Here is a 25,357-nt window from a genome sequence, read left to right as displayed (position 1 = left end):
CAATATCGGGCTGGAATCGGCCAAAACCGGGCTAGAATTGGGATGCTTTCGATGAGGAAATACCTGTTTTCGGCAGGATTCGCGCTCCTGTTAGCGGCGACCTCGGTCTCTGTCACCACGATGGTACCGCCGGCCTTCGCCAGTGAAATCAAGTATGTCGTCAACAACATGCCGATCACCACCGGCGACATCGCGCACCGGGCTGCCTTCCTGAAACTGCAGCGCAAGAAGGGTGACGCGGGTCAGGAAATGATCGACCAGACGCTGCGTATGGCGGAGGCCAGGCGTCTCGGCATCCGCATCTCCGACGCCCAGGTAGAGGCTGCCTATCAGCGCTTTGCCTCGAGCAACAAGATGCAGCTCAAGCAGCTCGACGGTGTCATGGCGCAGTCCGGCGTGACCAAGGAGCATTTCAAGGAATTCATCCGCTCCCAGATGGCGTGGAACCAGGCGCTGAGCGCACGCTACAGCGGCGGCGGCGGGGAGGTGAGCGAACAGGATCTGGTCAAGCGCATGCTCGAAAAAGGCGGCGCCAAGCCAAGCGCCACCGAGTACATGCTGCAGCAGGTGATCTTCGTGGTGCCGAAGGCCGAGCGCAGTGCCACACTCGCCAAACGCAAGCGCGAGGCTGAAGCCATGCGCGCCCGCTTCAATGGCTGCAACACCACGCGTGAATTCGCCAAGGGCCTGATCGACGTCACCGTTCGCGACCTCCCCCGATTGCTGGCGCCGCAACTGCCGCCGGACTGGGCCGAGCAGATCAAGGCCACCAAGCTGGGCGGCGCCACGGCCGTGCGCGAGACCGATCGCGGCATCGAATTCATCGGCATCTGCTCGTCGCGCGAGGTTTCCGACGACAAGGCGGCCCAGATGGTGTTCCAGAGCGAAGGCAGCGGCGACAAGAACGCCGACGAGCTCTCGGCCAAATATGTCGAAGAGCTGAAGGCGAAAGCCAAGATCGTTACGCGCTGAACCGGCCCAGCCGTGCATGAGACAGAGCTTCCGCTGGCGCTGAGCGTCGGCGATCCATCCGGCGTCGGTCCGGAAATCGCCATTGCCGCGTGGCAGAGCGCCCGCGGTTCCGGTGCCGCGCCCTTCTATCTTCTCGCCGATCCGGCGCTGATTGCCGCGCGGGCGCGCCGGCTCGGCGCGGCGGTGGCAATCGCCGAGACGGTGCCGGCCCAAGCGGCTGGTGTCTTTCAACACGCCTTGCCCGTGGTGCCGCTGGCGGCCCACTTCGCCGACGATCCCGGCCGGCCCGACCCGGCCAATGCCGCCGGTATCATCGAGGCCATCGATCGCGCCGTCGCCGACTGCCTTGCCGGTCACGCGGCCGCGGTCGTCACCTGTCCGATCGCGAAGAAGCCGCTTTACGATGCCGGCTTCGGCTTTCCCGGTCACACCGAATATCTGGCGCATCTGGCCTCGCTCCACACCGGCGGCACGGTGACGCCGGTGATGCTGCTCGCCGGCCCCGAATTGCGCACCGTTCCGGTCACCATCCACATCGCGCTGGCCGAGGTGCCGAAGACGCTGACGACGGAGCTGATCGTTGCCATCGCGCGCATCACCGCCGGCGATCTTGCACGCCGTTTCGGCATCGCCAGGCCGAGGCTCGCGCTTGCCGGCCTCAATCCGCATGCCGGCGAAAGCGGCGCCATGGGGACAGAGGACGAGCGCATCATTCGTCCTGCGGTCGACATGTTGCGGGCGCAAGGCATCGATGCCTTCGGACCGCTGCCGGCCGATACGATGTTTCATGCGCGCGCTCGCGCCGGCTACGACGTGGCGGTCTGCATGTATCATGACCAGGCGTTGATCCCGGCCAAGGCGCTGGCCTTCGACGAGGCCGTCAACGTCACGCTTGGCCTGCCGTTCATCCGCACCTCGCCCGATCACGGCACAGCCTTCGACATCGCCGGCAAGGGCATCGCACGTCCCGACAGCCTGATCGCGGCGCTGAAGCTGGCCCGCCGGCTGGCCGATACCGGCGCAAAGCCCGCAGCTGCATGAGCCCAAAATCATGAGCCCAAAATCATGAGCATTGACGGGCTGCCGCCGCTGCGCGAGGTGATCGAGCGCCATGGACTGCAGGCAAAGAAGGCGCTTGGCCAGAATTTCCTGCTCGACCTCAATTTGACCGGCAAGATCGCGCGGGTCGCCGGCGACCTCAGCGACAGCACGGTGATCGAGGTCGGCCCCGGCCCCGGCGGGCTGACCAGGGCGCTGCTCGCTGCCGGTGCCGGCCGCGTCGTCGCCATCGAGCGCGACGAACGCTGCCTTGCGGCCTTGGCCGAGGTCTCCAACCACTATCCGGGCCGGCTCGAGGTGATCAGCGGCGATGCGCTGAAGACGGATTTTGCCGCTCTTGCCAAGACCGCGTCACAAGACGGCCCGGTGAGGATTGCCGCCAACCTGCCCTACAATATCGGCACCGAGCTGTTGATCCGTTGGCTGACCGTGGCGGACTGGCCACCCTTCTATCAATCGATGACGCTGATGTTCCAGCGCGAGGTGGCCGAGCGCATTGTCGCCGGTGCCGGCAGCGATGCTTATGGCCGGCTCGGCGTGCTGGCGGGCTGGCGGACCGAGGCGAGGATCGCCTTCGACGTGCCGCCGCAAGCGTTCACGCCGCCACCCAAGGTAACGTCCTCGGTGGTGCATCTGGTGCCGCGCGCCAGCCCTTTGTCAACCGACGTGAAAAAACTCGGTCGCGTCACCGAAGCCGCTTTCGGCCAGCGCCGGAAAATGCTGCGGCAGAGCGTGAAGAGCCTGGGTGGCGAGGCACTGCTGACGCGCGCCGGCATCGATCCGACCCGGCGTGCGGAGACGCTCAGCGTCGAGGAATTCGTGCGGCTGACAAACGCGGTTTGACCGGCGGCGCTAGCGCCGCCTAGCAATCGTCATTCAAACGCATTACATTGACGTCGAAGGAGATTGCCATGCCAGCAAATGCACTGGTCCAGACGCGTATCGACGCCGACATCCGGGATCGAGCTTCGGCGGTGCTCGAAAGCATGGGGCTGACGGTCTCGGATGCGGTGCGGATATTGCTCACCCGAACCGCCAACGAGGGTGCGCTGCCCATCGATCTCGTCACAAACAACGAGGCGTATGATTTATGGTTTCGCGCCAAGGTTCGCGAAGCGCTCGACGACACCCGACAAGACATTCCTGATGATCAAGTCGAGGCGCATTTTGCCGAGAGACGCGCCGCGGCGCGGCGTTCGGGTGAACCTAAATCTTGAAGATCGTCTGGTCGCCATTCGCGCTTTCAGATCGCGACGGCATCTTCGCGCATATCGAGGCCGACAATCCTGCGGCCGCGATCGCCACCGATGAGCGGATCGTCGCCGCAATCAACCGTCTTCGGGACCTTCCCCAAAGCGGCCGGATCGGCAGGCTTGCAGGGACACGAGAGATCGTCATCGTCGGCACGCCATATGTCGCGGCCTATCAGCTGACCAACAGCACGATTCGAATCCTGCGCGTGCTTCACGGAGCGCAGCGTTGGCCGGACGATCTGCCAGGCAGCTGATGCGGCTAATTTAGATTGCCAGCGGTGGACGAGCTATTCCGTCTTCTCGTCCAGCAACCCCGAGACGAAATCGAACAGCCCGGGCCGGCGGTCGCGCCGCAGCCTTTCCGCCGTCACGATGCCACGCACTTCGGCGAAGGCGCGGTCGAGATCGTCGTTGACGATGACAAAGTCATATTCCTTCCAGTGCTCGATCTCGTTGCGGGCGTTCTTCAGCCTGGTCTCGATCACGTGCTCCTGGTCCTCGGCGCGGCGCTTGAGGCGCGACTTCAATTCCTTCATCGACGGCGGCAGGATGAAGATCGAGACGATGTCGGCGCGCATCTTCTCCTTGAGCTGCTGGGCGCCTTGCCAGTCGATGTCGAAGAGCATGTCACGGCCCTGCGCCAGCGCCAGTTCGGCCGGCTCGCGCGGCGTCGCGTAGCAATTGCCGTGCACCTCGGCCCATTCGAGCAATGCGTCGGAATCGCGCAGCCGCTCGAACTCGCGCGTGGTGCGGAAGTGATAGTGGACGCCCTCGATCTCCGAGCCGCGGCGTGGCCTGGTGGTGACCGAGACCGATAATTCCAGGCTGCCGTCGCTTTCCAGCAGGTTGCGCGCGATCGTCGACTTGCCGGCGCCCGACGGCGACGACAGGACCAGCATCAGCCCGCGGCGGCGAATGCGGGATCCGAGATCCCTGGCAACCATCGGCTCCTTGCCACCCATTCGGGTTTACTCCAGATTCTGGACCTGTTCGCGAAACTGGTCGACCACCGCCTTCAGTTCCAGCCCGATGGCGGTGACAGTGGCGGCGTTCGACTTGGAACACAGCGTATTCGATTCGCGGTTGAATTCCTGCGCCAGAAAATCGAGCTTGCGGCCGATGGCGCCGCCATTTGCCAGCAGCGCTCTGCCCGACGCCACATGCGTCTTCAGCCGATCGATCTCTTCACGGATATCGGCCTTGGTGGCCAGGAACGCCGCTTCCATGTGCAGCCGGCCGGCATCGAGATTGGCCGACGCATCCATCAGCAGCCGCACCTGTTCGGCGATCCGCTCGCGGATCGCCGCCGGTTCGCGCGACGGGTCGGCCTCGGCTTGAAGCGTCAGCGCCTCAATGGCGTCGATATGGCCGGAAAGCAGCGAACGCAGCGCTTCGCCCTCGTTCTGGCGTGCCTGCTCGAGACCTGTAAGCGCCGTTTCCAGCGCGGACAGGATTGACGCGTCGAGTGCTGCCCGCACCTCCTCGGTTTCGCTGGTTTCAGGGATATCGAGCACGCCGCGCAGGGAAAGCAGACCGTCGGCAGTTGCCGGACCAACACCGAACTGGTCCTGCAGCCGCTTGGCCAAGCCCGCCAGATCCCTGAGGAAGGCTTCGTTGACCACCGGCTGCGCCTGCTGGCCGGCGGCGCGGCCGACGGTCAGCGTCGCTTGGAAATTGCCACGCGAAAAGCGCTTCTGCAGCGTCTGCCGCACAGTCGGTTCGAGCCGCTCGAAACCTTGCGGCAACCGCAACCTGACCTCGACGCTCTTGCCGTTGACCGACTTGACCTCCCAGGCGATCGAGGCGCCGTCATGTTCGGCAACAGTGCGTGCAAATCCGGTCATGCTCTGCAAATTCATGATGCGGCTCGTGTCTCCCTGATGGTCCGATTCTACAAATTGCGCATGCGTTCGATATCACGGGCGGCGCGAATGTCAGAATCGCAATACCGGCAAGATGTTGATTTCCGCTGTCGTTTTCGATCTCGCAGGGCTGAAATCGAGAAGCAGAGGCACCCGAGCAAGACCGAAAACGCTTCGAACCGCGCTGTTCGTTCAAGCAGCAGCGCGTCCGCCTCTGTCCGCGTTGCTTAAGGTCGATCCGTCTGAAAGCGCCGACCTGCTACTGGGCGGCACCCGTATCGCCGCCGGCATCACCGCTGTCACCGGCGGCATCGCCACTTGCGTCACCGTTGTCGTCGCCATCCGCCGGCGCATCGGTCTGGCCCGGAGTCTTGGCGCCCTTGGCGGCGTCTTCAGCCTGCTTCTTCTGCAGTGCCCGGTAGCGGGCAACGTTCTCATTGTGCTCGGCAAGCGTGGTGGCAAAGACGTGGCCGCCGGTGCCGTCGGCGACGAAATAGAGATCATCGGTCTTCGACGGGTTGGCGACGGCTTCGAGCGCGGCGCGGCCGGGATTGGCGATCGGCGTCGGCGGCAGGCCGTTGATCAGATAGGTGTTGTAAGGCGTCTGTTTCTGGATGTCAGATTGATAAATCGGCCGGTCGGCGGGTTTGCCCTTGCCGCCGAACAGGCCGTAAATGATGGTCGGATCGGATTGCAGCCGCATGCCCTTGGCCAGACGGTTGAGGAAGACGGCGGCAACGCGCGAGCGCTCGTCGCCCCGGCCGGTTTCCTTTTCGACGATCGAGGCCAAGGTGACGAAGTCGTCGACATTGGCCAGAGGCAGGTCGGGCGCGCGCCGCTGCCAGACCTCGTCGACCAGCTTCTTCTGGTCGGCGAGCAGCTTGTCGACCATCTGTTGGCGCGTGGCGCCGCGGGTAAAGCGCAGCGTGTCGGTGGCGAGGCTGCCCTCAGCCGGCTTGGCGGCCGGCATGTCGCCGGTCAGCGCATCCTGCTCGGCGATGCGCTGCAGCGCCTGCTCAACCGTCAGGCCCTCGGGAATGGTCAGCGAATACATCACCGACTTGCCGCTCTTCAGAAGCTCCATGATGTCGCGCATGGAGGCGCGCGGCTTTATCTCGTATTCGCCTGCCTTCAGCGCTGAATCATTGCCATAGACCCGCACGGCGATGCGGAAGATGCGGGCATCGCTGATCAGCCCACGCCGTTCGAGCTGGTCGGCAATATCCTGGACGCCGGTGCTCGGCTTGACCAGGAAGGTGTCGCCGGCCACCGACGGGCCCGGTTCGTTGAATGCCTGCTTGCCGAAATAGAGCGAAACGCCGGCGGCGAGGATCATCAACATCACCGCGGAGATGACGAAGTTCATGAACACGACGACTTGGCTGCGCGAGGCGCGCGAGCGCTTTGGTGGTGGTGTGCCGGCTTCCGGGCGCAAAGCTTCGGCCGCGGTCTTCGGCACGATCGGGCCGGTCTGCTGGTTTTGTCCGAATTGTCCGCTGCCGCCCGGATTGGTGTTCATTAGCGCCCTACCATCTGATCTCTTAGAGCGACCATGCGCCCGATTGGACGCACAGCGTGCCCTAACATTTCAAGCCTACGCATCGTGCTTTTAAAAAAGCGCCTTCGGTTTCAGGCCGATGCGACGAATCCCCAGCGGCAGAGTAGGCTTGAATATGGCAAAATTGACGACAGACCGCTGGCGCGCCGGTCGATACCGCAATCAGCCTGTATAACGCTGGAATACCAGCGAAGCGTTGGTGCCGCCGAAGCCGAAGGAGTTGGACAGCGCCACGTCGACCTGGCGATGCCGTGGCGTGTTCGGAACAAGATCGATCGCGGTTTCGCGTTCCGGGTTGTCAAGATTGATGGTAGCTGGCGCGATGTTGTCTCTGATAGCGAGGATCGAAAAGATCGCCTCGGCGGCACCCGCGGCACCCAAGAGATGGCCGATCGACGACTTGGTCGACGACATCGAGATTTTCGAGGCGGCGTTGCCGACCAGCCGCTCGACGGCGCCGAGTTCGATCGTGTCGGCCATGGTCGAGGTGCCGTGCGCGTTGATGTAGTCGACGTCGGCGGGCGTCAGCTTGGCCCGGTTCAGCGCCGCCGTCATGCAGCGGAAGGCGCCGTCGCCGTCTTCGGCCGGTGCGGTGATGTGATAGGCATCGCCGGTCAGGCCGTAGCCGGTGACCTCGGCATAGATCTTGGCGCCGCGCGCCTTGGCGTGTTCGAGTTCTTCCAGCACCACGACGCCGGCGCCCTCGCCCATGACGAAGCCGTCACGGTCGCGGTCATAGGGACGCGAGGCCTTCTCAGGCGTGTCGTTGCGGTCGGTGGACAGTGCCCGGCAAGCAGCGAAGCCGGCAAGCGATAGTCTGGTCACCGGCGATTCCGCGCCGCCGGCCAGCATCACGTCGGCATCGCCGAAGATGATCAGCCGGGCGGCATCGCCAATGGCGTGCGCGCCGGTCGAGCAGGCGGTGACGACGGCGTGGTTGGGGCCTTTCAGCCCATGCCGGATCGATACCTGGCCAGATACCAGGTTGATAATGTTGCCGGGAATGAAGAATGGACTGATACGGCGCGGTCCGCGCTCTTTCAGGATGATAGCGTTCTCGGCGATGCCCTCGAGGCCGCCAATGCCGGAGCCGATCATGACGCCGGTGGCGCAGCGCTCGGCTTCGGTGCTGGGCTCCCAGCCGGAATCCTTCAGCGCTTCGTCGGCGGCCGCAATCCCGTAAAGGATGAAGTCGCCGATCTTGCGCAGTTCCTTGGGCTCGAGCACGGCTTCGGGATTGAGCGTGCCGTTGGTGCCGTCACCGCGAGGAATGACGTGGGCGATCTTGCAGGCAAGATCTTCCACTTCGAACTCGGTGACGCGCTTGGCGGCGCTGCGGCCGGTCAGAAGTTCCTTCCAGCTGTGCTCGAAGCCCATGCCGAACGGCGAAACCAGGCCAAGGCCCGTGACGACGACACGCCTCATCGCAGGTCCTCCCCGGTGATGACTGCGGATAGTGTCAGGCCGAAGCCTTGTCGATGTACTTCACGGCATCGCCGACGGTCAGGATGGTCTCGGCCGCATCGTCCGGAATCTCGACGCCGAACTCTTCTTCGAACGCCATGACGAGTTCGACCGTGTCGAGGCTGTCCGCGCCCAGATCATCGATGAAGCTCGCCTGCTCGGTCACCTTGTCGGCATCGACGCCAAGATGTTCGATGACGATCTTCTTGACGCGCTCTGCGGTGTCACTCATTTGGGGCATCCTCGTCTTTTGTTTGTCTGTCTTCGTTAGCGGGCAGAATGCCGCTAATCAAGCTGAAAGATGGTCCTGCCGGAAACGCAACGATGCCGGACCGGTTTTTGCCCGAACCGCCGGGTTGCGGGCCGCATTACACGAAAAATGGCCGAGGTCCAAGGCGAAATGGTCTCTTTTCACAAGCCGGCCATGTCTTCTTATCACCCGACAATATCCCGTCAGATCATGGCCATGCCGCCGTTGACATGGATGGTCTGGCCGGTGACGTAGGCTGCCTCGTTGGAGGCGAGATAGGCGACGGCCGACGCCACTTCAACACTCGTGCCCATGCGGCGCGTCGGGATCGCGGCCATTACCGCGTCTTTCTGCTTGTCGTTGAGCTTGTCGGTCATGGCCGATTCGATAAAGCCCGGGGCGACGCAGTTGACAGTGATGTTGCGGGTGGCGATCTCCTGCGCCAGCGACTTGGAAAAGCCGATCATGCCGGCCTTGGAGGCGCAATAATTGGTCTGGCCAGGATTGCCGGTGACGCCCACCACCGAGGTGATGTTGATGATGCGGCCATGGCGGCGGCGCATCATCGGATGGGTCAGCTCGCGGGTCAGCCGGAACACGGCGGTGAGGTTCACCTCCAGCACGCTGTCCCAATCCGCGTCCGCCATGCGCACGAACAGGCCGTCCTTGGTGATGCCGGCATTGTTGACCAGTATGTCGACGCCTTCGAGTTCGGCTTCGGCCTTCTGGCCAAGCGCCTTGACCTCGTCACGGTCGGCAAGATTGGCCGGGAACAGCTTTACCCGGTCGCCGAGTTCGCCGGCCAGGGTCTCCAGTTTCTCGATGCGGGTGCCGTGCAGGCCGACAATGGCGCCTTGCGCATGCAGCACCCGGACAATCGCCTCGCCAATGCCGCCCGATGCGCCGGTGACGAGCGCCTTGCGGCCGGTCAGTTCGAACATTTTCGTCTCCTGATCTTAAGAGAACACCCTTCCCACGGGAGAGGTTGAATCGCCAGTGGATTATGCAAGCGCGGCCAGCGCCGCCTCGACTTCGGCCGGCGTGCCGACGGCCGATGTGGTGATGTCGCGGCTGATCCGCCGCGCCAGGCCGGAAAGCACCTTGCCGGCGCCGATCTCAAAGAGCGTGGCGACGCCATTGGCGCCGAACCACTCCACCGTTTCGCGCCAGCGCACGCGGCCGGTGATCTGCTCGACCAGGCGGCGCGCGATCTCGTCGGGGTCGCGGGTCGGGGCTACAGTGACGTTGGAGACGACGGGCACGACCGGTGCATTCTTGGTCACGCCCGCCAGCGCCTCGCGCATGACATCGGCCGCCGGCGCCATCAGCGCCGAATGGAAGGGTGCGGAGACCTGCAGCATCAGCGCCCGCTTGGCGCCCTTTTCGGTGCACAGTTTCGCGGCGAGTTCCACCGCCGCCCTGGCGCCGGAGATCACCAGCTGGCCGCCGCCATTGTCGTTGGCGATCTGGCAGACCTGGCCGGATCCCGTTGCGGCCTCGGTGCAAGCGGCTTCGACGTCGGGCTGTTCCAGTCCGATGATCGCCGCCATGGCGCCCTCGCCGGCCGGCACCGCCGCCTGCATGGCGTTGCCGCGGATGCGCAGCAGCCGGGCAGCATCGGCGACCGAAACGAAACCGGCCGCGGCAAGGGCGGAATATTCGCCGAGCGAATGACCGGCAACGTAGGCAACCTTGTCCTTCAGCGAAAAGCCGCGCGCTTCCAGCGAGCGGATTCCCGCCAGCGAGACCGCCATCAGCGCCGGCTGGGCATTGGCAGTCAGGGTCAGCGCCTCTTCCGGGCCTTCCCAGATCAGTTTCGACAGCTTTTCGCCCAACGCATCATCGACTTCCTCGAACACCCTGCGTGCCTCGGGGAAGGCGTCGGCGAGGTCCTTGCCCATGCCGACAGCCTGACTGCCCTGTCCCGGAAAGGTGAATGCGACGGCCATTTGGGCGCTCTCCAGCGGCTGATTTTTCCTGCCTGTGACGCAAGGCGGACCGTCAAGTCAAGCCCGGAGGCGGCATTTCCGCTCTCGCTTGAACCGGAGCTGACCTCGAGTCCCTGTTCCCAAAGGCTTTTTGCCGATCACACCTGATGAAAACCGCTCACGAATCGTTTGCTGGCTCTTCTTATTTTCGCCACAGGCGCTAGCTTTTGCATGACAGTTCTATGACAGAACGGTGGCGCGAGTGGAAATACGCGTTGCTTGGGCCGGGGGAAGAGACGTGGCTAGGATCAGGAAGGGCGCGGCCGTACCCGCGCCACAGTTCTTGGAAGACGATCCGTCCACCGGCTACCTGCCGGGGCGCAGATGGCCGGTCATCCGCTACGGTCTGGTCACGCTGCTTGCCTCCGCCATCCTGGTGTTCGCCATCGAATGGATCGTGCGCGGCGACTTCTTCGGCACAGTCGACTTCTTCCTGCAGCCATTCAAGCCGGGCTGGACCACCATCATTGTCTTTGCATTGGTGCTGATGGGACTGGACGCCGTGTTTGGCCGCAGTCACCAGAGCCTGATGATCGTGGCGCCGCTGACGCTGGCGCTGGCCTTTGTGGGGCATCAGAAGTCGCATTATCTCGGCGATCCGCTCTACCCAACCGATTTTCTTTATTCGCGCCAGATCATGGCACTGATGCCGCTCCTGGTGCGCGAGCGGCCCTGGACGGCGCTCGCCATGGCGGTCGGCATCGTCGCCGGCCTGTCGCTGCTGATCTATGGCTGGCGGTTGTGGCGCCGCAAGGTTCCGATCCTCAGCCGCAAAGGGCGGCTGGCGCGGCTGACGCTGGCAGTGCCGCTGCTCGCCTTCTTCGTCTCAATCATGGACTACGCCACCTTCTCGTGGACCCGCGACCGGCTGCAGATCATCCCGATCATGTGGGACCAGAAGGAGAACTACGCCTCCAACGGGTTTGCGCTGGCCTTCGCGCTCAACGTGCCGATGGCGCATGTCTCGGCGCCGGCGGGCTATTCCGACAAGGCGATCGACGCGATCGACAGGCCTGCTGTGGCGGCCTCGGTACCGGATGAGAAACCCGACATCATCGTGGTGATGAGCGAATCTTTCTGGGATCCGACCAAGCTGCCCGGCGTCACAATCACGCCTGACCCGATCCCCAATGTGCGGGCGCTGCGTTCCGGCTATATGTTTTCGCCGGAATTCGGCGGCATGACCGCCAACATCGAATTCGAGGCGCTGACCGGCTTTTCCAATGCCTTCCTGCCGGCGGGCTCGATCCCCTACCAGCAATATGTGCGCACGCCGACGCCGTCGCTGGCGACCTTCCTGAAAAGCGAGGGCTACCGGGCGCGCGCCATCCATCCGGGCACCAACTGGTTCTGGAACAGAGGCGCCGTCTATGCCGATTTCGGTTTCAACGATTTCCGCTCGGAAGAGACGCTGCCGCCACTGGAAAAGCGCGGGCCGCTGGCTTCCGATGCCTCGATGACCGACGAGATCATCGCAGAGGCCGACGCCAGCGAGCGGCCGGTGTTCTTCTTCGCCGTCAGCCTGCAGAACCACGGTCCCTACGAGCCGTACCGCTATTACAATCCGACCCACAAGGTCGCGGCACCGATCAGCACATGGGCGCGGGAATCGCTGCTCAGCTACGCCGAAGGCTCCGCCGATGCCGACCGTGGCCTCGAACGATTGATCGAATGGGCGAAGAAGCGCGAGCGGCCGACGGTCATCGCCTTCTTCGGCGACCATCTGCCGCCGCTCGGCCCCGTCTATGTCGAAACCGGTTACCTGAAGGACAATGTCGCGCCGCGCAAGGAACCGACGCCGGAGGCGGCACTGGAGCATCATCAGACGCCGCTGGTCATCTGGTCTAACCGCACCGGTCCGGCGCAGGATATGGGCGCGGTGAGCCCGGCCTTCCTGCCCTACCACATCCTGACAACGGCCGGGATCACGCACCCCTACTACACCGGCTTCCTGGGCGCGCTGCGCGAACGCTATCGCGTCGTCGACCGCAATCTGCTTTTGACACCGTCAGGTGAGGCCACGCCGGACTGGGCGCGGCAGAAGGACGTTGATCCGGCGATCAACGACTTCCGCCTGCTGCAATACGACATGATGTTCGGCAAGCGTAAGGCGGCTCCGGACTTCTTCCCCGAAACGATCAACGGTGGTACCCCGCATACGAGTTGATGCCTGGTATTTTTCCAACCCTGCGACGCCAGGACGCTGTCCGGAGCATGCGTTACCCTTGCCTTCCAGCCAATTTGCTTTATAGACGCCCGCAATCTGCCGGTCCTTGCTGGGGGCTGAACGGAGGGCCGGAGGTTTTACCCAAAACCTTCGTGTGAAGCCAGAAGCGCTTCCGCCTCCCGTGTCTCCGCTCTCGACCGTCTCGAAATGCTCCTTTCTTCCCCGCCCCTCGGGATCAGCGGGTCAGAGAAGTTGCAGAGGCTTTTGCCGCGAGGATCCGGGAGAGAAACGAAGAAAGGCACTGAACCACTATGGCTCTATACGAACATGTGTTCCTTGCCCGGCAGGACCTCTCGCAGCAGCAGGTCGATGCGCTTGTCGAACAGTACAAGGGCGTCATCTCCGCAAATGGCGGGTCCGTCGGCCGGGTCGAGAACTGGGGACTGAAGTCCCTCACCTACCGGGTCAACAAGAACCGGAAGGCTTACTACACGCTTATGGACCTCAACTGCCCGCCGGCAGCGCTCAACGAGATGGAGCGCCAGATGGGCCTGTCCGAGGACGTGCTGCGTTTCCTGACCGTCAAGGTCGAGGCGCATGAGGAAGGCCCGTCGGCCATGATGCAGAAGCGCGAAGAGCGCTCGGAACGCGGCGGCTTCGGCGACCGCGACCGTGGCGATCGTGGTCCGCGCTCGTTCGGCGACCGTGATCGCGGCGACCGTGGCGATCGTCCGCCGCGCTCATTTGGCGATGCCGGTGGCGATCGTGGTCCGCGCCGTCCGCGCGAAGGCGTTGAAGGAGGTGCAGAATAATGGTCGACATCAATCAGATCCCGACCCGGCGCCCGTTCCATCGCCGCCGCAAGACCTGCCCGTTCTCTGGCGCCAATGCGCCCAAGATCGACTACAAGGACGTGCGTCTTCTGCAGCGCTACATTTCCGAGCGCGGCAAGATCGTGCCGTCGCGCATCACCGCCGTCAGCCAGAAGAAGCAGCGCGAACTCGCCAAGGCGATCAAGCGCGCCCGCTTCCTCGGCCTGCTGCCCTACGTGGTTCGCTAAGATCTCCGAAGCAGGCGGTTCGCCGCCTGCTTCCTTCTCCCACGGCGACGGGCGCCGCAGGGGTAATTTGATGATGCATGTCGTTGTCCCAAAACCGGGCCCACTCTTGGCGACGTGCATTGAAATCCCGAGTTGAGGTGAAAAGCCTCTAACTGCCGCGACAGGCAGGACAGCGACACCGGCGCCAAGGCGCTCAGAGCTTCCTGACCTGTTCCATTCAATTCGGCGCCGATCCCGCGGTCGGTGCCCAGACGAAGGAACAAGACCATGCAAGTGATTCTTCTCGAACGCGTTTCCCGCCTCGGCCAGATGGGCGATACCGTCAAGGTCAAGGACGGCTTTGCCCGCAACTTCCTCTTGCCGCAGGGCAAGGCGCTGCGCGCCAACGAAGCCAACAAGAAGAAGTTCGAAGGACAGCGCGCGCAGCTCGAAGCCCGCAACCTCGAGCGCAAGTCGGAAGCCAGCCAGGTTGCCGAAAAGCTCGACGGCAAGAGCTTCATCGCCGTACGTTCGGCCGGCGAGACCGGCCAGCTCTACGGTTCGGTGTCGACCCGCGACATCGCCGACCTGCTGACCGCCGAAGGGTTCTCGGTCAACCGCAACCAGATCCAGCTCAACCAGCCGATCAAGACCATCGGCGTCACCAATGTGGCGATTGCGCTGCATCCGGAAGTCGAGGTCACCATCAGCCTCAACATCGCCCGCACGGCCGACGAAGCCGAGCGCCAGGCCAAGGGCGAGACGCTGACCACCGCCGAAGCCATCTATGGCGATGACATCAACGACAACGCACGGCCGGAGAACTTCTTCGACCCGAACACCGAGTTCGAAGGCGGCGAAGAAGACAACGCCTGATCCCGCACGGGGCGTGATCGGGAAGCGAGGGGAGCAGCGCTCCAATCACTTCCTCGTCATCCAGCCTTTCTGGACCAATGCCCGGGCCTCTCGCCCGGGCATTTTTGGGCCAAATGGAACTTTTCGAACCCCTATATATTGTTGCAGAATTGGTCCGCCAGTCTGACCGTGAGGGGACATTTGGTGATGAATATTCTGTTGAAACGCGTTCTCGACCGCCTGGTGCGTACGGGCAATCTGAAAGTCACCGGCCCGAAGGGCTCGACAGTGGTTTTCGGCGACGGCAGCGGCGAGCCGGTGCATATGCACATCAAGACCGCGCATGCCGAGCGCGCCATTACCTTCGATCCGATGCTGGCCGTGCCGGAAGCCTATATGGACGGCGAACTCGACATCATCGAGGGCGGCGTACTGGGTATGATGCGCATCGCCTTCCAGAACATGGGCAGTGGCGGTATCGACGCCACCTGGTCGAAGGCCATCGAGGGTCTGCGCCACGCCTTTCGCCGCCTGCAGCAGATCAACACCGCATCACGGGCGCGCCGCAACGTGCAGCGCCACTATGATTTGTCGGGTGACCTCTACCGGCTCTTCCTCGACGACGACATGCAGTATTCCTGCGCCTACTTCGAACAGCCGGACATGACGCTCGACGAGGCGCAGATGGCCAAGAAACGCCATATCGCCGCCAAGCTCAGGCTGAAGGCCGGCCAGACCGTGCTCGATATCGGCTCCGGCTGGGGTGGGCTCGGCCTCTATCTCGCCAAGGCTTTCGATGTCGACGTGCAAGGCGTGACGCTGTCGACCGAGCAGCACGGCGTCGCCACCGACCGGGCGCATGCGCAAGGCTTGCAGGACCGCGTGCATTTCGATCTCAAGGACTACCGCGAACTCAACGAACGCTTCGACCGCATCGTCTCGGTCGGCATGTTCGAGCATGTCGGCGTCAACCACTTCCGCACCTTCTTCGACAAGTCGGCGACGCTGTTGAAGCCCGACGGCGTCATGCTCTTGCACACGATCGGCCGCTCCGGCGTGCCGTGGGCGACCAGCGCCTTTATCCGCAAGTACATTTTTCCGGGCGGCTACATCCCCTCGCTGTCGGAGGTGATGCCGGCGATCGAGAAGTCGGGGCTTGTGGTCACCGACATCGAGATTCTGCGGCTGCACTATGCCGATACGCTGAAGCATTGGGGCCAGCGCTTTGCCGCCAACCGCGACAAGGCCAAAGCCATCTACGACGAGCGCTTCTGCAGGATGTGGGAGTTCTATCTGGCGGCTTCGGAAGCCGCCTTCCGCTGGCAGGATCTGGTGATCTTCCAGATCCAGATCGCCAAGAAGAACGACACGCTGCCGATGACGCGCGACTACATGGCCAAATGTGAAAAGGCGCTCGAAATGCGCGAAATGGGGCATCGTCAGGAGGCGGCGGCCGCCGAGCCTGCTGTCGCCAGGTCTGTGCCTGCCAGGTCCGTTGCTGTCAGGTCCGTTGCGGCCAAGCCAGCGCGCCGTCGCAAGGTGGCGGATCGCGAATAACGCCTCGATTGCGATTGCCGCTTGCCATTGACGGCTCTGACACTGAAAAAGGTCTCGTTCTCGCGAGACCTTTTTTAATGACCTGCCTGCCCACCATCGCCACCACCCTTGTCGAGTTCGCCCGCGCCTCGGTGCTCGCGGCACGCGGAGCCTGAGCGTGGAACTCCCCGCCTCGCTGCGACAAGGCGTCGAGCGCCTGCTCGAAACGATACCGCTGGCGGTGCTGCGCCAGGCGGCGAAGACGCTGTCTGACCGCTACCGCGCCGAATTGCGCGACGGCCGCCCGCACATGGCCGAAGAGATGGCGGTAAAAGCCTATCTGGCGACGCGGCTGCCGGCGACCTACGCGGCGGTACGGGCCGGTCTCGACGAACTCGCCTATGCGCGGCCCGATTTCCAGCCAACGAGCTTGCTCGATGTCGGCGCCGGTCCTGGCACGGTGCTTTGGGCCACTACAGACCTGTGGCCCGACCTCGAAGAGGCGGTTCTGGTTGAAGCAAGCGCCGCGGTGCGCAAGGTTGGCCAGTCGCTCGCCCTTGATACCATCGCCACCAGGATGGACTGGCGCGCCGGCGACGTGACCATCGACCTTGCCGATCTCAAGCCTGCCGATCTGGTCACCTGCGCCTATGTGCTGGACGAGATCGCGCCGGCATCGCTGCCGAAGCTTGTCGGCCGGCTCTGGCATTTGACCGGCGACACACTGCTGATTGTCGAGCCCGGCACACCGGCAGGCTGGCAGCGCATCCTGGCAGTGCGCAGGCAATTGCTGGAGGCCGGGGCGCATGTGCTGGCGCCTTGTCCGCATGAGGCGCCCTGCCCGCTTGAGCCGCCCGACTGGTGCCATTTTTCGCGCCGCGTCGCCCGCTCGCGCCTTCATCGCCTGGCCAAAGACGCGGACGTGCCGTGGGAGGACGAGAAATTCATCTACGTCGCGGCGTCGCGGCAACCCGCGCCTGTACATCCGCCCCGCGTGATTGCGCCGCCGAAATCGGGCTCCGGCAAGGTGCTGCTCAAACTGTGCCAGCCGGATGGCGGCGCCGGCGAGACACTTTTCACCAAGCGCGAGGGCGAGCTGTTCAAGGCAGCGCGGCGGCTGGACTGGGGCGATACACTGGACTAGAAGCGGATAATCACCGAGATTGTTCTTGCTCTGTTCCAACGACTCGGATAAAAGTCAGCGCCTTTCTGAGTCAACCGGAATCGGGGCGCGGAAACACTCTTCTGTGGACGGTTTGCCGCCCCTGTGAACAACGGGCATCGAGGTTGATTGGTCGTGCGGTGATGCAGAAAGGTCAGCACCGATTTATCTCGTTCTGATATCGAGAAGCCGGGATCAAAATCGGGGACATCATGGCAGAGGCAGCGCGAAAATTCGGCGTGGCGGAGCAGCAACCGCTTTATCGTGAAGCGCCGAACAACATTGAGGCCGAGCAGGCGCTGCTCGGCGCCATCCTCGTCAACAACGATGCCTTCTACCGCGTCTCCGACTTCCTCAAGGCCGGCCATTTCTACGAGCCGCTGCACCGGAAAATCTTCGAGGTCGCGGCCGAGCTCATCCGCATGGGCAAGGTGGCGACGCCGATCACGCTGAAAACCTTCCTGCCGGCCGACGAGAAGGTCGGCGACATGACGGTGGCGCAATATGTGGTTCGTCTGGCGGTCGAAGCCGTCACCGTCGTCAATGCCACCGATTATGGCCGCGCCATCTACGATCTGGCCACGCGCCGGGCGCTGATCACCGTCGGCGAGGACATGGTCAACATCGCCTATGACGCGCCGGTCGACATGGCGCCGTCCGAACAGATCGAGGATGCCGAGCGGCGGCTGTTCGAACTGGCCGAAACCGGCCGTTACGATGGCGGCTTCGAGAGCTTCACCGACGCGGTCAAGACCGCCGTCGACATGGCCAACGCCGCCTATATGCGCGACGGCCATTTGTCGGGCCTCGCCACCGGCATGCGCGATCTCGACCGCCGCATGGGTGGCCTGCAGGCGTCGGATCTGATCATCATTGCCGGCCGTCCGGGCATGGGCAAGACATCGCTAGCCACCAACATCGCCTTCAACATCGCCGAGATGTATGAGCCGGCGCAACAGGCCGACGGCTCGTTCAAGGCAGCCAATGGCGGCGTCGTCGGCTTCTTCTCACTGGAAATGTCGTCCGAGCAGCTCGCCACCCGCATCATTTCCGAACAGACGGAAATTTCGTCGTCAAAAATCCGCCGCGGCGAGATTTCAGAGATGGATTTCGAAAAGCTGGTCGCCTGCTCGCAGACCATGCAGAAGATCCCGCTGTTCATCGACCAGACCGGCGGTATCTCGATCGCGCAGCTGTCGGCGCGGGCGCGGCGGCTGAAGCGTCAGCGCGGCCTCGACCTCATCGTCATCGACTATATCCAGCTGATGCAGGGGTCGAGCGCGAAATCGTCGCAGAACCGGGTGCAGGAAATCACCGAGATCACCACCGGCCTCAAGGCGCTGGCCAAGGAACTCTCCGTTCCGATCATCGCGCTGTCGCAGCTGTCGCGTCAGGTCGAAAGCCGCGAAGACAAACGCCCCCAGCTGTCCGATCTTCGCGAATCCGGCTCGATCGAGCAGGACGCCGACGTGGTGATGTTCGTCTACCGCGAGGAATATTATCTGAAGAACCGCGAACCGAAGCCCGGCACCGACGAATACATCAAGTGGGAACACGAGATGAACGAGATGCGCGGCAAGGCCGAAGTCATCGTCGCCAAGCAGCGCCACGGCCCGACAGGTTCGGTGAGCCTCGCCTTCCATGGCGAGTTCACACGGTTTTCCGACCTCGCCGAAGAGCATCATATTGCGGAAAGGTTCGAGTAGCTTTTTGGCCTACCGCAGCGCTCCGTCACACCCCCCTCTGGCCTGCCGGCCATCTCCCCCGCAAGGGGGGAGATCAGCAGCTTTGCGAATGGCGCTCATCTTGCGACGTTGGGGATTGGCGAAAGCAGCGACGATAGCCAATCTCCCCCCTTGCGGGGGAGATGTCCGGCAGGACAGAGGGGGGTGTGCAGGATCACCCTCCTTCGGTCATTTGCAGGCAGCATCACTCCATGGCTAAATCGCGCGTCCAGTTCATCTGCCAGAATTGCGGGTCGGTGCATCAGCGCTGGGCCGGCAAATGTGATGCCTGCGGCGAGTGGAACACGCTCGTCGAGGAAGGCACCTCGGGCGGCATAGGCTCGGGACCGGCCAACACGCGCAATGCGCGCAAGGGCCGCGCCGTGGTGCTGACCAGCCTGTCCGGTGACATCGAGGACGCGCCGCGCATCATCTCGGGCATTGGCGAACTCGACCGCGCCACCGGCGGCGGTTTCGTGCGCGGCTCGGCGCTGCTGGTCGGCGGCGATCCCGGCATCGGCAAGTCGACGCTGCTTACCCAGGCCGCAGCAGCATTGGCGTCAAAAGGCCACCGCATCGTCTATGTCTCGGGCGAAGAGGCTGTCGCGCAGATCCGGCTGCGGGCGCAGCGGCTTGGCGTCGCCGACACGCCGGTCGAACTTGCCGCCGAGACCAATGTCGAGGATATCCTGGCAACAATAGCCGACGGCAGAAGGCCGGACCTCGTCATCCTCGATTCCATCCAGACGCTGTGGACCGACATGGCCGATTCGGCACCCGGTACCGTCACCCAAGTGCGCGCCTCGGCGCAAGCGATGATCCGCTACGCCAAATCCACCGGTGCTGCCATCGTGCTGGTCGGCCATGTCACCAAGGAAGGCCAGATCGCCGGTCCGCGCGTCGTCGAGCACATGGTCGACGCCGTTCTCTATTTCGAAGGCGAAGGCGGCCATCACTACCGCATCCTGCGCACGGTGAAGAACCGTTTTGGGCCGACCGACGAGATCGGCGTCTTCGAGATGTCGGACAAGGGCTTGCGCGAGGTCGCCAATCCGTCGGAGCTGTTCCTCGGCGAACGCCACGCAAAATCGCCGGGTGCCGCGGTATTTGCCGGCATGGAAGGCACACGTCCGGTGCTGGTCGAGATCCAGGCGCTGGTGGCGCCGTCCACATTGGGCACGCCGCGCCGTGCCGTCGTCGGCTGGGACGGCGCACGGCTGTCGATGATCCTTGCCGTGCTCGAAGCCCATTGCGGCGTGCGCTTCGGCACCCACGATGTCTACCTCAACGTCGCCGGCGGCTACCGGATTTCCGAGCCGGCGGCCGATCTGGCGGTTGCCGCTGCACTGGTTTCGTCGCTCACCGGTCTTGCCCTTCCCGCCGATTGCGTCTATTTCGGCGAAATCAGCCTGTCGGGCGCAGTGAGGCCGGTTGCGCATGCGCAGCAGCGCCTTAAAGAGGCCGAAAAGCTGGGGTTTGGAAGTGCGGTTCTGCCCTTGGGCAGCGAGGAGGTTGTCGGGGGGATCGGGGCCGGCGCTTTCCAGCCGACCGAACTTGCCGATCTCGTCGCGCGGATAGCCGGCTCACGGCGCAGCCGTGTCGACGTGGAAGATTGACGCGGCTCGCCCGAGCCGTGAAAAGACAATCTGAGTGGGGCGAAAGACATGCCGATTACGCTGCTGGACGGAATTCTCGTCGGCTTCACCCTGGTCTCGGCGATGCTCGCCATGGTTCGCGGCCTGTCACGCGAAATCCTGTCCGTCGTGTCCTGGGCGGCTGCCGCCGCGGCGGCATTCTTCTTCTACAAGCCGGTGCTGCCTTACGTTCAGCCCTATGTCGAAAGCGACAAGATCGCCATGGCGGCATCCGCCGGCATCGTCTTCCTCATCGCGCTGATCGTCGTTTCCGTCATCACCATGAAGCTTGCCGACTGGATCATCGATTCCAGGATCGGCGCGCTCGACCGTACGCTGGGCTTCCTCTATGGCGCCGCGCGCGGCGTCCTCGTCGTCGCCGTGGCGCTGCTGTTCTTCAACTGGCTGGCCGGCGCCAAGGCCCCTGCCTGGATCGCCAACGCCAAGTCGAAGCCGCTGCTCGAGACCATCGGCGCTAAGCTGGAAAGCCTGCTGCCCGAAGATCCGGAAAACGCCATCCTGAAGAAGCTCAATCCGAATCAGCCGGCAGCCGAGACGCCTCCGGCGGCCGATGCACCGGCGGCGGATGCTCCGGCAACCGGTGACGATACGCCGGCGCCCGACGACGAGACCGACGCTCCGGCCGATAACGCACCCGCGCCCGCTGCTCCGGCTCCGGCTCCGGCCGCGCCGGCAAACTGATACGGACGGATGGTGCCGGACAGGCGCCATCCCGGCAGTTCCGGCCTGACTACGTTGCTTTCGCGGCGCTATCGCACTATATGGCCATTTTAGCGGAGCTTGAGCCCCATGGCAGTTTCGAAGGCAGACGCGGACGACGTGCTTTCCGCCGAAGCAGACGATCATTTCCACGACGAATGCGGGGTGTTCGGCATTTTCGGCCGGCAGGACGCTGCGGCCATCGTAACGCTAGGCCTGCATGCGCTGCAGCATCGCGGCCAGGAAGCGGCCGGCATCGTCTCCTATGACGGCACGCAGTTCCATGTCGAACGCCATGTCGGCCTGATCGGCGACACCTTCACCAAGCAGCACGTCATCGACAGCCTGCAAGGCAACCGTGCCATCGGCCACACGCGCTATGCCACGACCGGCGGCGCCGGCATGCGCAACATCCAGCCCTTCTTCGCCGAACTCGCCGATGGCGGCTTTGCCGTCGCCCATAACGGCAATCTCACCAACGCCATGACCGTGCAGCGCGCGCTGCAGAAGCAGGGCGCGATCTTCTCGTCGACCTCCGACACCGAGACGCTGCTGCATCTCGTTGCCACCAGTAAGGAACGCGATTTGAATTCGCGCTTCATCGACGCCGTGCGTCAGGTCGAAGGCGCTTTCTCGCTGGTCGCGATGACCTCCAAGAAGATGATCGGCTGCCGCGATCCGCTCGGCATCCGCCCGCTGGTGCTCGGCGACCTCGACGGCGCCTGGATCCTGGCCTCCGAAACCTGCGCGCTCGACATTATCGGCGCCCGCTTCGTGCGCGACCTGAAGCCCGGCGAAATGGTCGTGGTGACCTCGAAGGGCATCGAGAGCCTGTTCCCCTTCGAGCCGCAGAAGACCCGCTTCTGCATCTTCGAATATGTCTATTTCGCCCGCCCGGACTCCTCGGTCGAAGGCCGCAATGTCTACGAAGTGCGCAAGCGTATCGGCGCCGAATTGGCGCAGGAAAGCCCGGTCGAGGCCGATATCGTCGTGCCGGTGCCGGATTCCGGCACGCCGGCGGCAATCGGCTTCTCCCAGGCGGCAGGCATCCCCTTCGAACTCGGTATCATCCGCAACCACTATGTCGGCCGAACCTTCATCCAGCCCGGCGATTCGATCCGCCATATGGGCGTCAAGCTCAAGCACAACGCCAACCGCCGGATGATCGAGGGCAAGCGCGTGGTGTTGGTCGACGATTCGATCGTGCGCGGCACCACCAGCCAGAAAATCGTGCAGATGGTGCGCGACGCCGGCGCCAAGGAAGTGCATATGCGCATCGCCTCGCCGCCGACCAGCGCGTCGTGCTTCTACGGCGTCGACACGCCGGAGAAGTCGAAGCTTTTGGCATCGCGCATGTCGATCGAGGAAATGGCCGAGTTCATCCGTGTCGATTCGCTCGGCTTCCTCACCATTGACGGGCTCTACCGCGCCGTCGGCGAAGCCAGCCGCGACAATGAGCAGCCGCAATTCTGCGACGCCTGTTTCACCGGCCAGTACCCGACCCGCCTGCTCGACTTCGAAGGCCACGACAATGTGCGCACGCTGTCGCTGCTGGCGAACAACGGGGCGTAAAGCCCAACTGCTATCCTTGAAAGCGCTCGCATGACCCTCGACCTCTCCGGCCGCGTCGCGGTCGTTACCGGCGCCTCGCGCGGCATCGGCTACTTCATCGCCAAGGAACTTGCCGCCGCCGGCGCGCATGTCATTGCGGTAGCCCGGACCGTCGGCGGGCTGGAAGAACTCGACGACCAGATCAAGGCCGAGCGCGCGAAAACCGGCAAGGGCGAAGCGACGTTGGTGCCTCTCGACCTCTCAGACATGGCCGGCATCGACCGGCTGGGCGGCGCCATTCACGAGCGCTGGGGCAAGCTCGACATTCTGGTGGCCAATGCCGGTGTGCTCGGCGTCATCTCGCCGATCGGCCATGTCGAGGCCAAAACCTTCGAGAAGGTTATGACCATCAATGTCACCTCGACCTGGCGGCTGATCCGCTCGGTCGACCCGCTGCTCAGGCTGTCCGACGCCGGCCGCGCCATTCTCATGTCGTCCGGGGCCGCGCATTCGGCGCGCGCCTTCTGGGCGCCCTATGCGGCGTCGAAGGCGGCTGTGGAAGCCATGACGCGTTCCTGGGCGCATGAGACGCAGAGCCTGGCGCTCCGCATCAATGCGGTCGACCCCGGCGCCACCCGCACCGCCATGCGTGCGCAGGCCGCGCCCGGCGAGGATCCGGAAACGCTGCCGCACCCGTCAGAGGTGGCAAAACGCATCGTGCCGCTGGCGAGCCCCGAGATGAAAGAGACGGGGCTGATCTTCCAGGTCAAGAACAACCGCTTCGTCGCCTACCGGCAGCCGGAATAAACCGGGTTGTAGCGGGATTAAACAGGCCTCCAGTTACGTTTCTTCGAATGTAGGACATTCGAAACCGGAGGACCGACATGCGTAGACTTCTTCTCGTTGCCGCCGCCGCGATTGCCGCCACAGCCGGCGTGGCGCTGGCGCAAGACGCCAAGATGAGTTTCTTCGTCACCAGCGTCGGTTCCGGCAAGGGCGCCGATCTCGGCGGTCTCAAGGGTGCCGACGCGCATTGCGCCTCGCTGGCGGAAGCGGCTGGGGTTACCGGCAAGGAATGGCACGCCTATCTCTCGAGCGCCAATGTCGATGCGCGCGACCGTATCGGCAAGGGTCCCTGGGTCAACGCCAAGGGCGAGAAGATTGCCGATGACGTCGCCTCGCTGCACAGCGACGCCAACGCCATCACCAAGCAGACGGCGCTCAACGAAAAGGGCGAGGTGGTCAACGGCCGCGGCGACAAGCCGAACCGGCACGACATATTGACCGGCTCGAAGCCCGACGGCACCAAGATCGCCGACCAGACCTGCGGCGACTGGACCTTGAGCGGGGCGGAGGGCGCGGCGATGATGGGCCACCACGACCGCACCGGCCTTGACGAGTCGGCGGCGGCGAAATCCTGGAACTCCTCGCATGCCTCGCGCGGCGGCTGCAGCCAGGAGGCGCTGAAAGGCACCGGCGGCGACGGCCTGTTCTACTGCTTTGCCGCGAACTAAGCGGGCTCGGGAGCGGTTCGTTCACGGGTCTGTGATGGTCCGGCGAGCCGCTCCCCCATCGCCCTGCTTTCGCCATCAGCCGGGAGTTGCTAGGGTCAACCGACTCCGACACCCAGCAAAGCGAGGAATTCCCATGGCTGCTCCCAGCGTAGCATTGGTCTGGTACCTGGTGATCGCCGGCCCGCAAGGCGGCATGGTGGTGCTGCCCAGCACCTTCGACACCCGCGAACAGTGCACCAACGCCATCACCGAATATCAGAAGCAGCCGACGCCGGCCGGCTGGGCGGTCAACTGCGTGCCGAGCGCCTCGCCTTTCACCGATGAGGGTGATGCGGAAGAGCCGGCGGCGCAGTAGCGCAATCTCCCCCCTCGAGGGGAGATGGCCGGCAGGCCAGAGGGGGTCGCCTCGCGTAGAGTGCCAACCTCCTTCCGCACAAAGGGCGTCGCGTCCAGTCGGCCCGACCCCCTCTGTCGCCTTCGGCGACATCTCCCCCTCAAGGGGGGAGATCAGGCGCGCGCACTCACCGTCAGCTCCGGCTTGCTGTTGATGGTCTGGAACACCACGCAATAGCGTTCGGTCAGCTTGATGAGCGAATCGATGCGCGCCTGCGGCTCATCCGTGTCGAGGTTGAAATTCAGCCGGATGGCGCGAAAGCCCACGGGGGCGTCCTTGGCCACGCCCAGCGTGCCGCGAAAGTCGAGATCGCCTTCGGCCTCGACGGTGGCTGCGCCGAGTTTGAACTCTAGTGCGGTGGCCACCGCCTTCAGCGTCACCCCGGCGCACGCCACCAGCGCCTCGAGCAGCATGTCGCCCGAACACAATTCGAGCCCGGAACCGCCGGCCGCCGGATGCAGGCCGGCGACCGCCAGCGCCTTGCCCGTCTCGACCTTGCAGGCAATCGACTGGTCGTCGATGGAGCCTTTGGCGCGAAGCGTGATCAGCGCTCGCGAGGAATCGTCGCGATAAGCCTCCTTGATCGGTGCCTGCATGGCCTTGAGTGCGGTGGCGTCCATGTTGCATTCCTTTTCGAGTCCGTCGCGCTTTGATA

At 64.0% G+C, this 25,357-nt stretch carries 26 protein-coding genes; 18 read left to right on the top strand and 8 right to left on the bottom strand.

Annotated features, from left to right (window positions below; all coding sequences use genetic code 11):
- The first annotated feature begins 42 nt into the window (after positions 1–42).
- From NKJ80_RS04845 to NKJ80_RS04825, 5 genes are all read left to right on the top strand, one after another.
- Entirely contained in the window at positions 43–972 is a 930-nt protein-coding gene (locus NKJ80_RS04845; protein WP_023754728.1) for a peptidylprolyl isomerase, read from the top strand.
- A 12-nt stretch (positions 973–984) separates the two neighbouring features.
- On the top strand, positions 985–2,013 hold the full coding sequence (gene pdxA / locus NKJ80_RS04840; RefSeq protein WP_352497166.1) for a 4-hydroxythreonine-4-phosphate dehydrogenase PdxA: 1,029 nt from the start codon (positions 985–987) through the stop codon (positions 2,011–2,013).
- A gap of 24 nt (positions 2,014–2,037) precedes the next feature.
- Positions 2,038–2,874 carry a 16S rRNA (adenine(1518)-N(6)/adenine(1519)-N(6))-dimethyltransferase RsmA gene (gene rsmA, locus NKJ80_RS04835; protein ID WP_023705356.1) on the top strand — a complete coding sequence of 279 codons (837 nt, stop codon included), beginning with the start codon at positions 2,038–2,040 and terminating at the stop codon, positions 2,872–2,874.
- A 68-nt stretch (positions 2,875–2,942) separates the two neighbouring features.
- The gene (locus NKJ80_RS04830) at positions 2,943–3,248 is read left to right on the top strand and encodes a type II toxin-antitoxin system RelB/DinJ family antitoxin (RefSeq protein ID WP_023672731.1); all 306 of its coding nucleotides are present in this window, start codon (positions 2,943–2,945) and stop codon (positions 3,246–3,248) included.
- Positions 3,245–3,538 carry a type II toxin-antitoxin system RelE/ParE family toxin gene (locus tag NKJ80_RS04825; protein ID WP_023672730.1) on the top strand — a complete coding sequence of 98 codons (294 nt, stop codon included), beginning with the start codon at positions 3,245–3,247 and terminating at the stop codon, positions 3,536–3,538. The genes NKJ80_RS04830 and NKJ80_RS04825 overlap by 4 nt, the downstream gene beginning before the upstream one ends.
- Positions 3,539–3,571: 33 nt before the next feature.
- Here the strand turns inward: NKJ80_RS04825 and gmk are convergent, their stop codons facing one another.
- The 7 genes from gmk to fabD all read right to left on the bottom strand — a co-directional run bounded on the left by gmk (position 3,572) and on the right by fabD (position 10,367).
- Complete coding sequence (gene gmk, locus NKJ80_RS04820; RefSeq protein ID WP_023672729.1) at positions 3,572–4,246, bottom strand: guanylate kinase; 675 nt, start codon at positions 4,244–4,246, stop codon at positions 3,572–3,574.
- Positions 4,247–4,252: 6 nt separating this feature from the next.
- On the bottom strand, positions 4,253–5,143 hold the full coding sequence (locus NKJ80_RS04815) for a YicC/YloC family endoribonuclease (protein WP_023685689.1): 891 nt from the start codon (positions 5,141–5,143) through the stop codon (positions 4,253–4,255).
- A 262-nt stretch (positions 5,144–5,405) separates the two neighbouring features.
- Entirely contained in the window at positions 5,406–6,665 is a 1,260-nt protein-coding gene (gene mltG / locus NKJ80_RS04810; protein WP_023672727.1) for an endolytic transglycosylase MltG, read from the bottom strand.
- Between the two features lie 201 nt (positions 6,666–6,866).
- Complete coding sequence (gene fabF / locus NKJ80_RS04805) at positions 6,867–8,129, bottom strand: beta-ketoacyl-ACP synthase II (RefSeq protein WP_023685687.1); 1,263 nt, start codon at positions 8,127–8,129, stop codon at positions 6,867–6,869.
- A gap of 34 nt (positions 8,130–8,163) precedes the next feature.
- On the bottom strand, positions 8,164–8,400 hold the full coding sequence (locus NKJ80_RS04800; RefSeq protein WP_006203723.1) for an acyl carrier protein: 237 nt from the start codon (positions 8,398–8,400) through the stop codon (positions 8,164–8,166).
- A 221-nt stretch (positions 8,401–8,621) separates the two neighbouring features.
- The gene (gene fabG / locus NKJ80_RS04795; RefSeq protein WP_352497165.1) at positions 8,622–9,359 is read right to left on the bottom strand and encodes a 3-oxoacyl-[acyl-carrier-protein] reductase; all 738 of its coding nucleotides are present in this window, start codon (positions 9,357–9,359) and stop codon (positions 8,622–8,624) included.
- 60 nt (positions 9,360–9,419) lie between these two features.
- On the bottom strand, positions 9,420–10,367 hold the full coding sequence (gene fabD / locus NKJ80_RS04790) for an ACP S-malonyltransferase (protein ID WP_023805665.1): 948 nt from the start codon (positions 10,365–10,367) through the stop codon (positions 9,420–9,422).
- Between the two features lie 277 nt (positions 10,368–10,644).
- Between fabD and NKJ80_RS04785 the strand changes: the two genes are divergently transcribed.
- The 13 genes from NKJ80_RS04785 (at position 10,645) to NKJ80_RS04725 (ending at position 24,663) form a co-directional block, all read left to right on the top strand.
- Entirely contained in the window at positions 10,645–12,573 is a 1,929-nt protein-coding gene (locus tag NKJ80_RS04785) for an LTA synthase family protein (RefSeq protein WP_352497164.1), read from the top strand.
- Positions 12,574–12,884: 311 nt separating this feature from the next.
- Positions 12,885–13,385 carry a 30S ribosomal protein S6 gene (rpsF, locus tag NKJ80_RS04780; protein WP_023672722.1) on the top strand — a complete coding sequence of 167 codons (501 nt, stop codon included), beginning with the start codon at positions 12,885–12,887 and terminating at the stop codon, positions 13,383–13,385.
- Positions 13,385–13,633 carry a 30S ribosomal protein S18 gene (rpsR, locus tag NKJ80_RS04775; RefSeq protein ID WP_006203718.1) on the top strand — a complete coding sequence of 83 codons (249 nt, stop codon included), beginning with the start codon at positions 13,385–13,387 and terminating at the stop codon, positions 13,631–13,633. Before rpsF ends, rpsR begins: the two co-directional genes overlap by 1 nt.
- Before the next feature lie 267 nt (positions 13,634–13,900).
- Entirely contained in the window at positions 13,901–14,488 is a 588-nt protein-coding gene (rplI, locus tag NKJ80_RS04770; RefSeq protein WP_023672721.1) for a 50S ribosomal protein L9, read from the top strand.
- A gap of 186 nt (positions 14,489–14,674) precedes the next feature.
- Positions 14,675–16,024: a cyclopropane fatty acid synthase gene (locus tag NKJ80_RS04765; protein WP_023672720.1), complete on the top strand. Its 1,350-nt coding sequence runs from the start codon at positions 14,675–14,677 to the stop codon at positions 16,022–16,024.
- 157 nt (positions 16,025–16,181) lie between these two features.
- Complete coding sequence (locus NKJ80_RS04760; protein WP_023695601.1) at positions 16,182–17,147, top strand: small ribosomal subunit Rsm22 family protein; 966 nt, start codon at positions 16,182–16,184, stop codon at positions 17,145–17,147.
- Between the two features lie 230 nt (positions 17,148–17,377).
- Entirely contained in the window at positions 17,378–18,871 is a 1,494-nt protein-coding gene (locus tag NKJ80_RS04755) for a replicative DNA helicase (protein WP_023672717.1), read from the top strand.
- Positions 18,872–19,101: 230 nt separating this feature from the next.
- Positions 19,102–20,505, top strand: a complete 1,404-nt coding sequence (gene radA, locus NKJ80_RS04750) for a DNA repair protein RadA (RefSeq protein ID WP_023672716.1) — start codon at positions 19,102–19,104, stop codon at positions 20,503–20,505.
- 48 nt (positions 20,506–20,553) lie between these two features.
- A complete protein-coding gene (locus NKJ80_RS04745) occupies positions 20,554–21,225 on the top strand; it encodes a CvpA family protein (RefSeq protein WP_023747919.1) in 672 nt (223 codons plus the stop codon).
- Between the two features lie 108 nt (positions 21,226–21,333).
- On the top strand, positions 21,334–22,815 hold the full coding sequence (gene purF, locus NKJ80_RS04740) for an amidophosphoribosyltransferase (protein ID WP_023672714.1): 1,482 nt from the start codon (positions 21,334–21,336) through the stop codon (positions 22,813–22,815).
- 30 nt (positions 22,816–22,845) lie between these two features.
- Entirely contained in the window at positions 22,846–23,601 is a 756-nt protein-coding gene (locus NKJ80_RS04735) for an SDR family NAD(P)-dependent oxidoreductase (RefSeq protein WP_023705364.1), read from the top strand.
- A gap of 77 nt (positions 23,602–23,678) precedes the next feature.
- On the top strand, positions 23,679–24,308 hold the full coding sequence (locus NKJ80_RS04730; RefSeq protein WP_352443818.1) for a hypothetical protein: 630 nt from the start codon (positions 23,679–23,681) through the stop codon (positions 24,306–24,308).
- A 133-nt stretch (positions 24,309–24,441) separates the two neighbouring features.
- The gene (locus NKJ80_RS04725) at positions 24,442–24,663 is read left to right on the top strand and encodes a hypothetical protein (RefSeq protein WP_023689120.1); all 222 of its coding nucleotides are present in this window, start codon (positions 24,442–24,444) and stop codon (positions 24,661–24,663) included.
- A gap of 152 nt (positions 24,664–24,815) precedes the next feature.
- Here NKJ80_RS04725 and NKJ80_RS04720 read toward each other — a convergent pair whose 3' ends face one another.
- Positions 24,816–25,322: an OsmC family protein gene (locus NKJ80_RS04720; RefSeq protein ID WP_352497163.1), complete on the bottom strand. Its 507-nt coding sequence runs from the start codon at positions 25,320–25,322 to the stop codon at positions 24,816–24,818.
- Between the last annotated feature and the right edge of the window lie 35 nt (positions 25,323–25,357).

This window comes from Mesorhizobium sp. M0030 (assembly GCF_040323695.1).
Taxonomy (GTDB): domain Bacteria; phylum Pseudomonadota; class Alphaproteobacteria; order Rhizobiales; family Rhizobiaceae; genus Mesorhizobium.
This window is presented reverse-complemented; position numbering and strand designations above follow the sequence as displayed.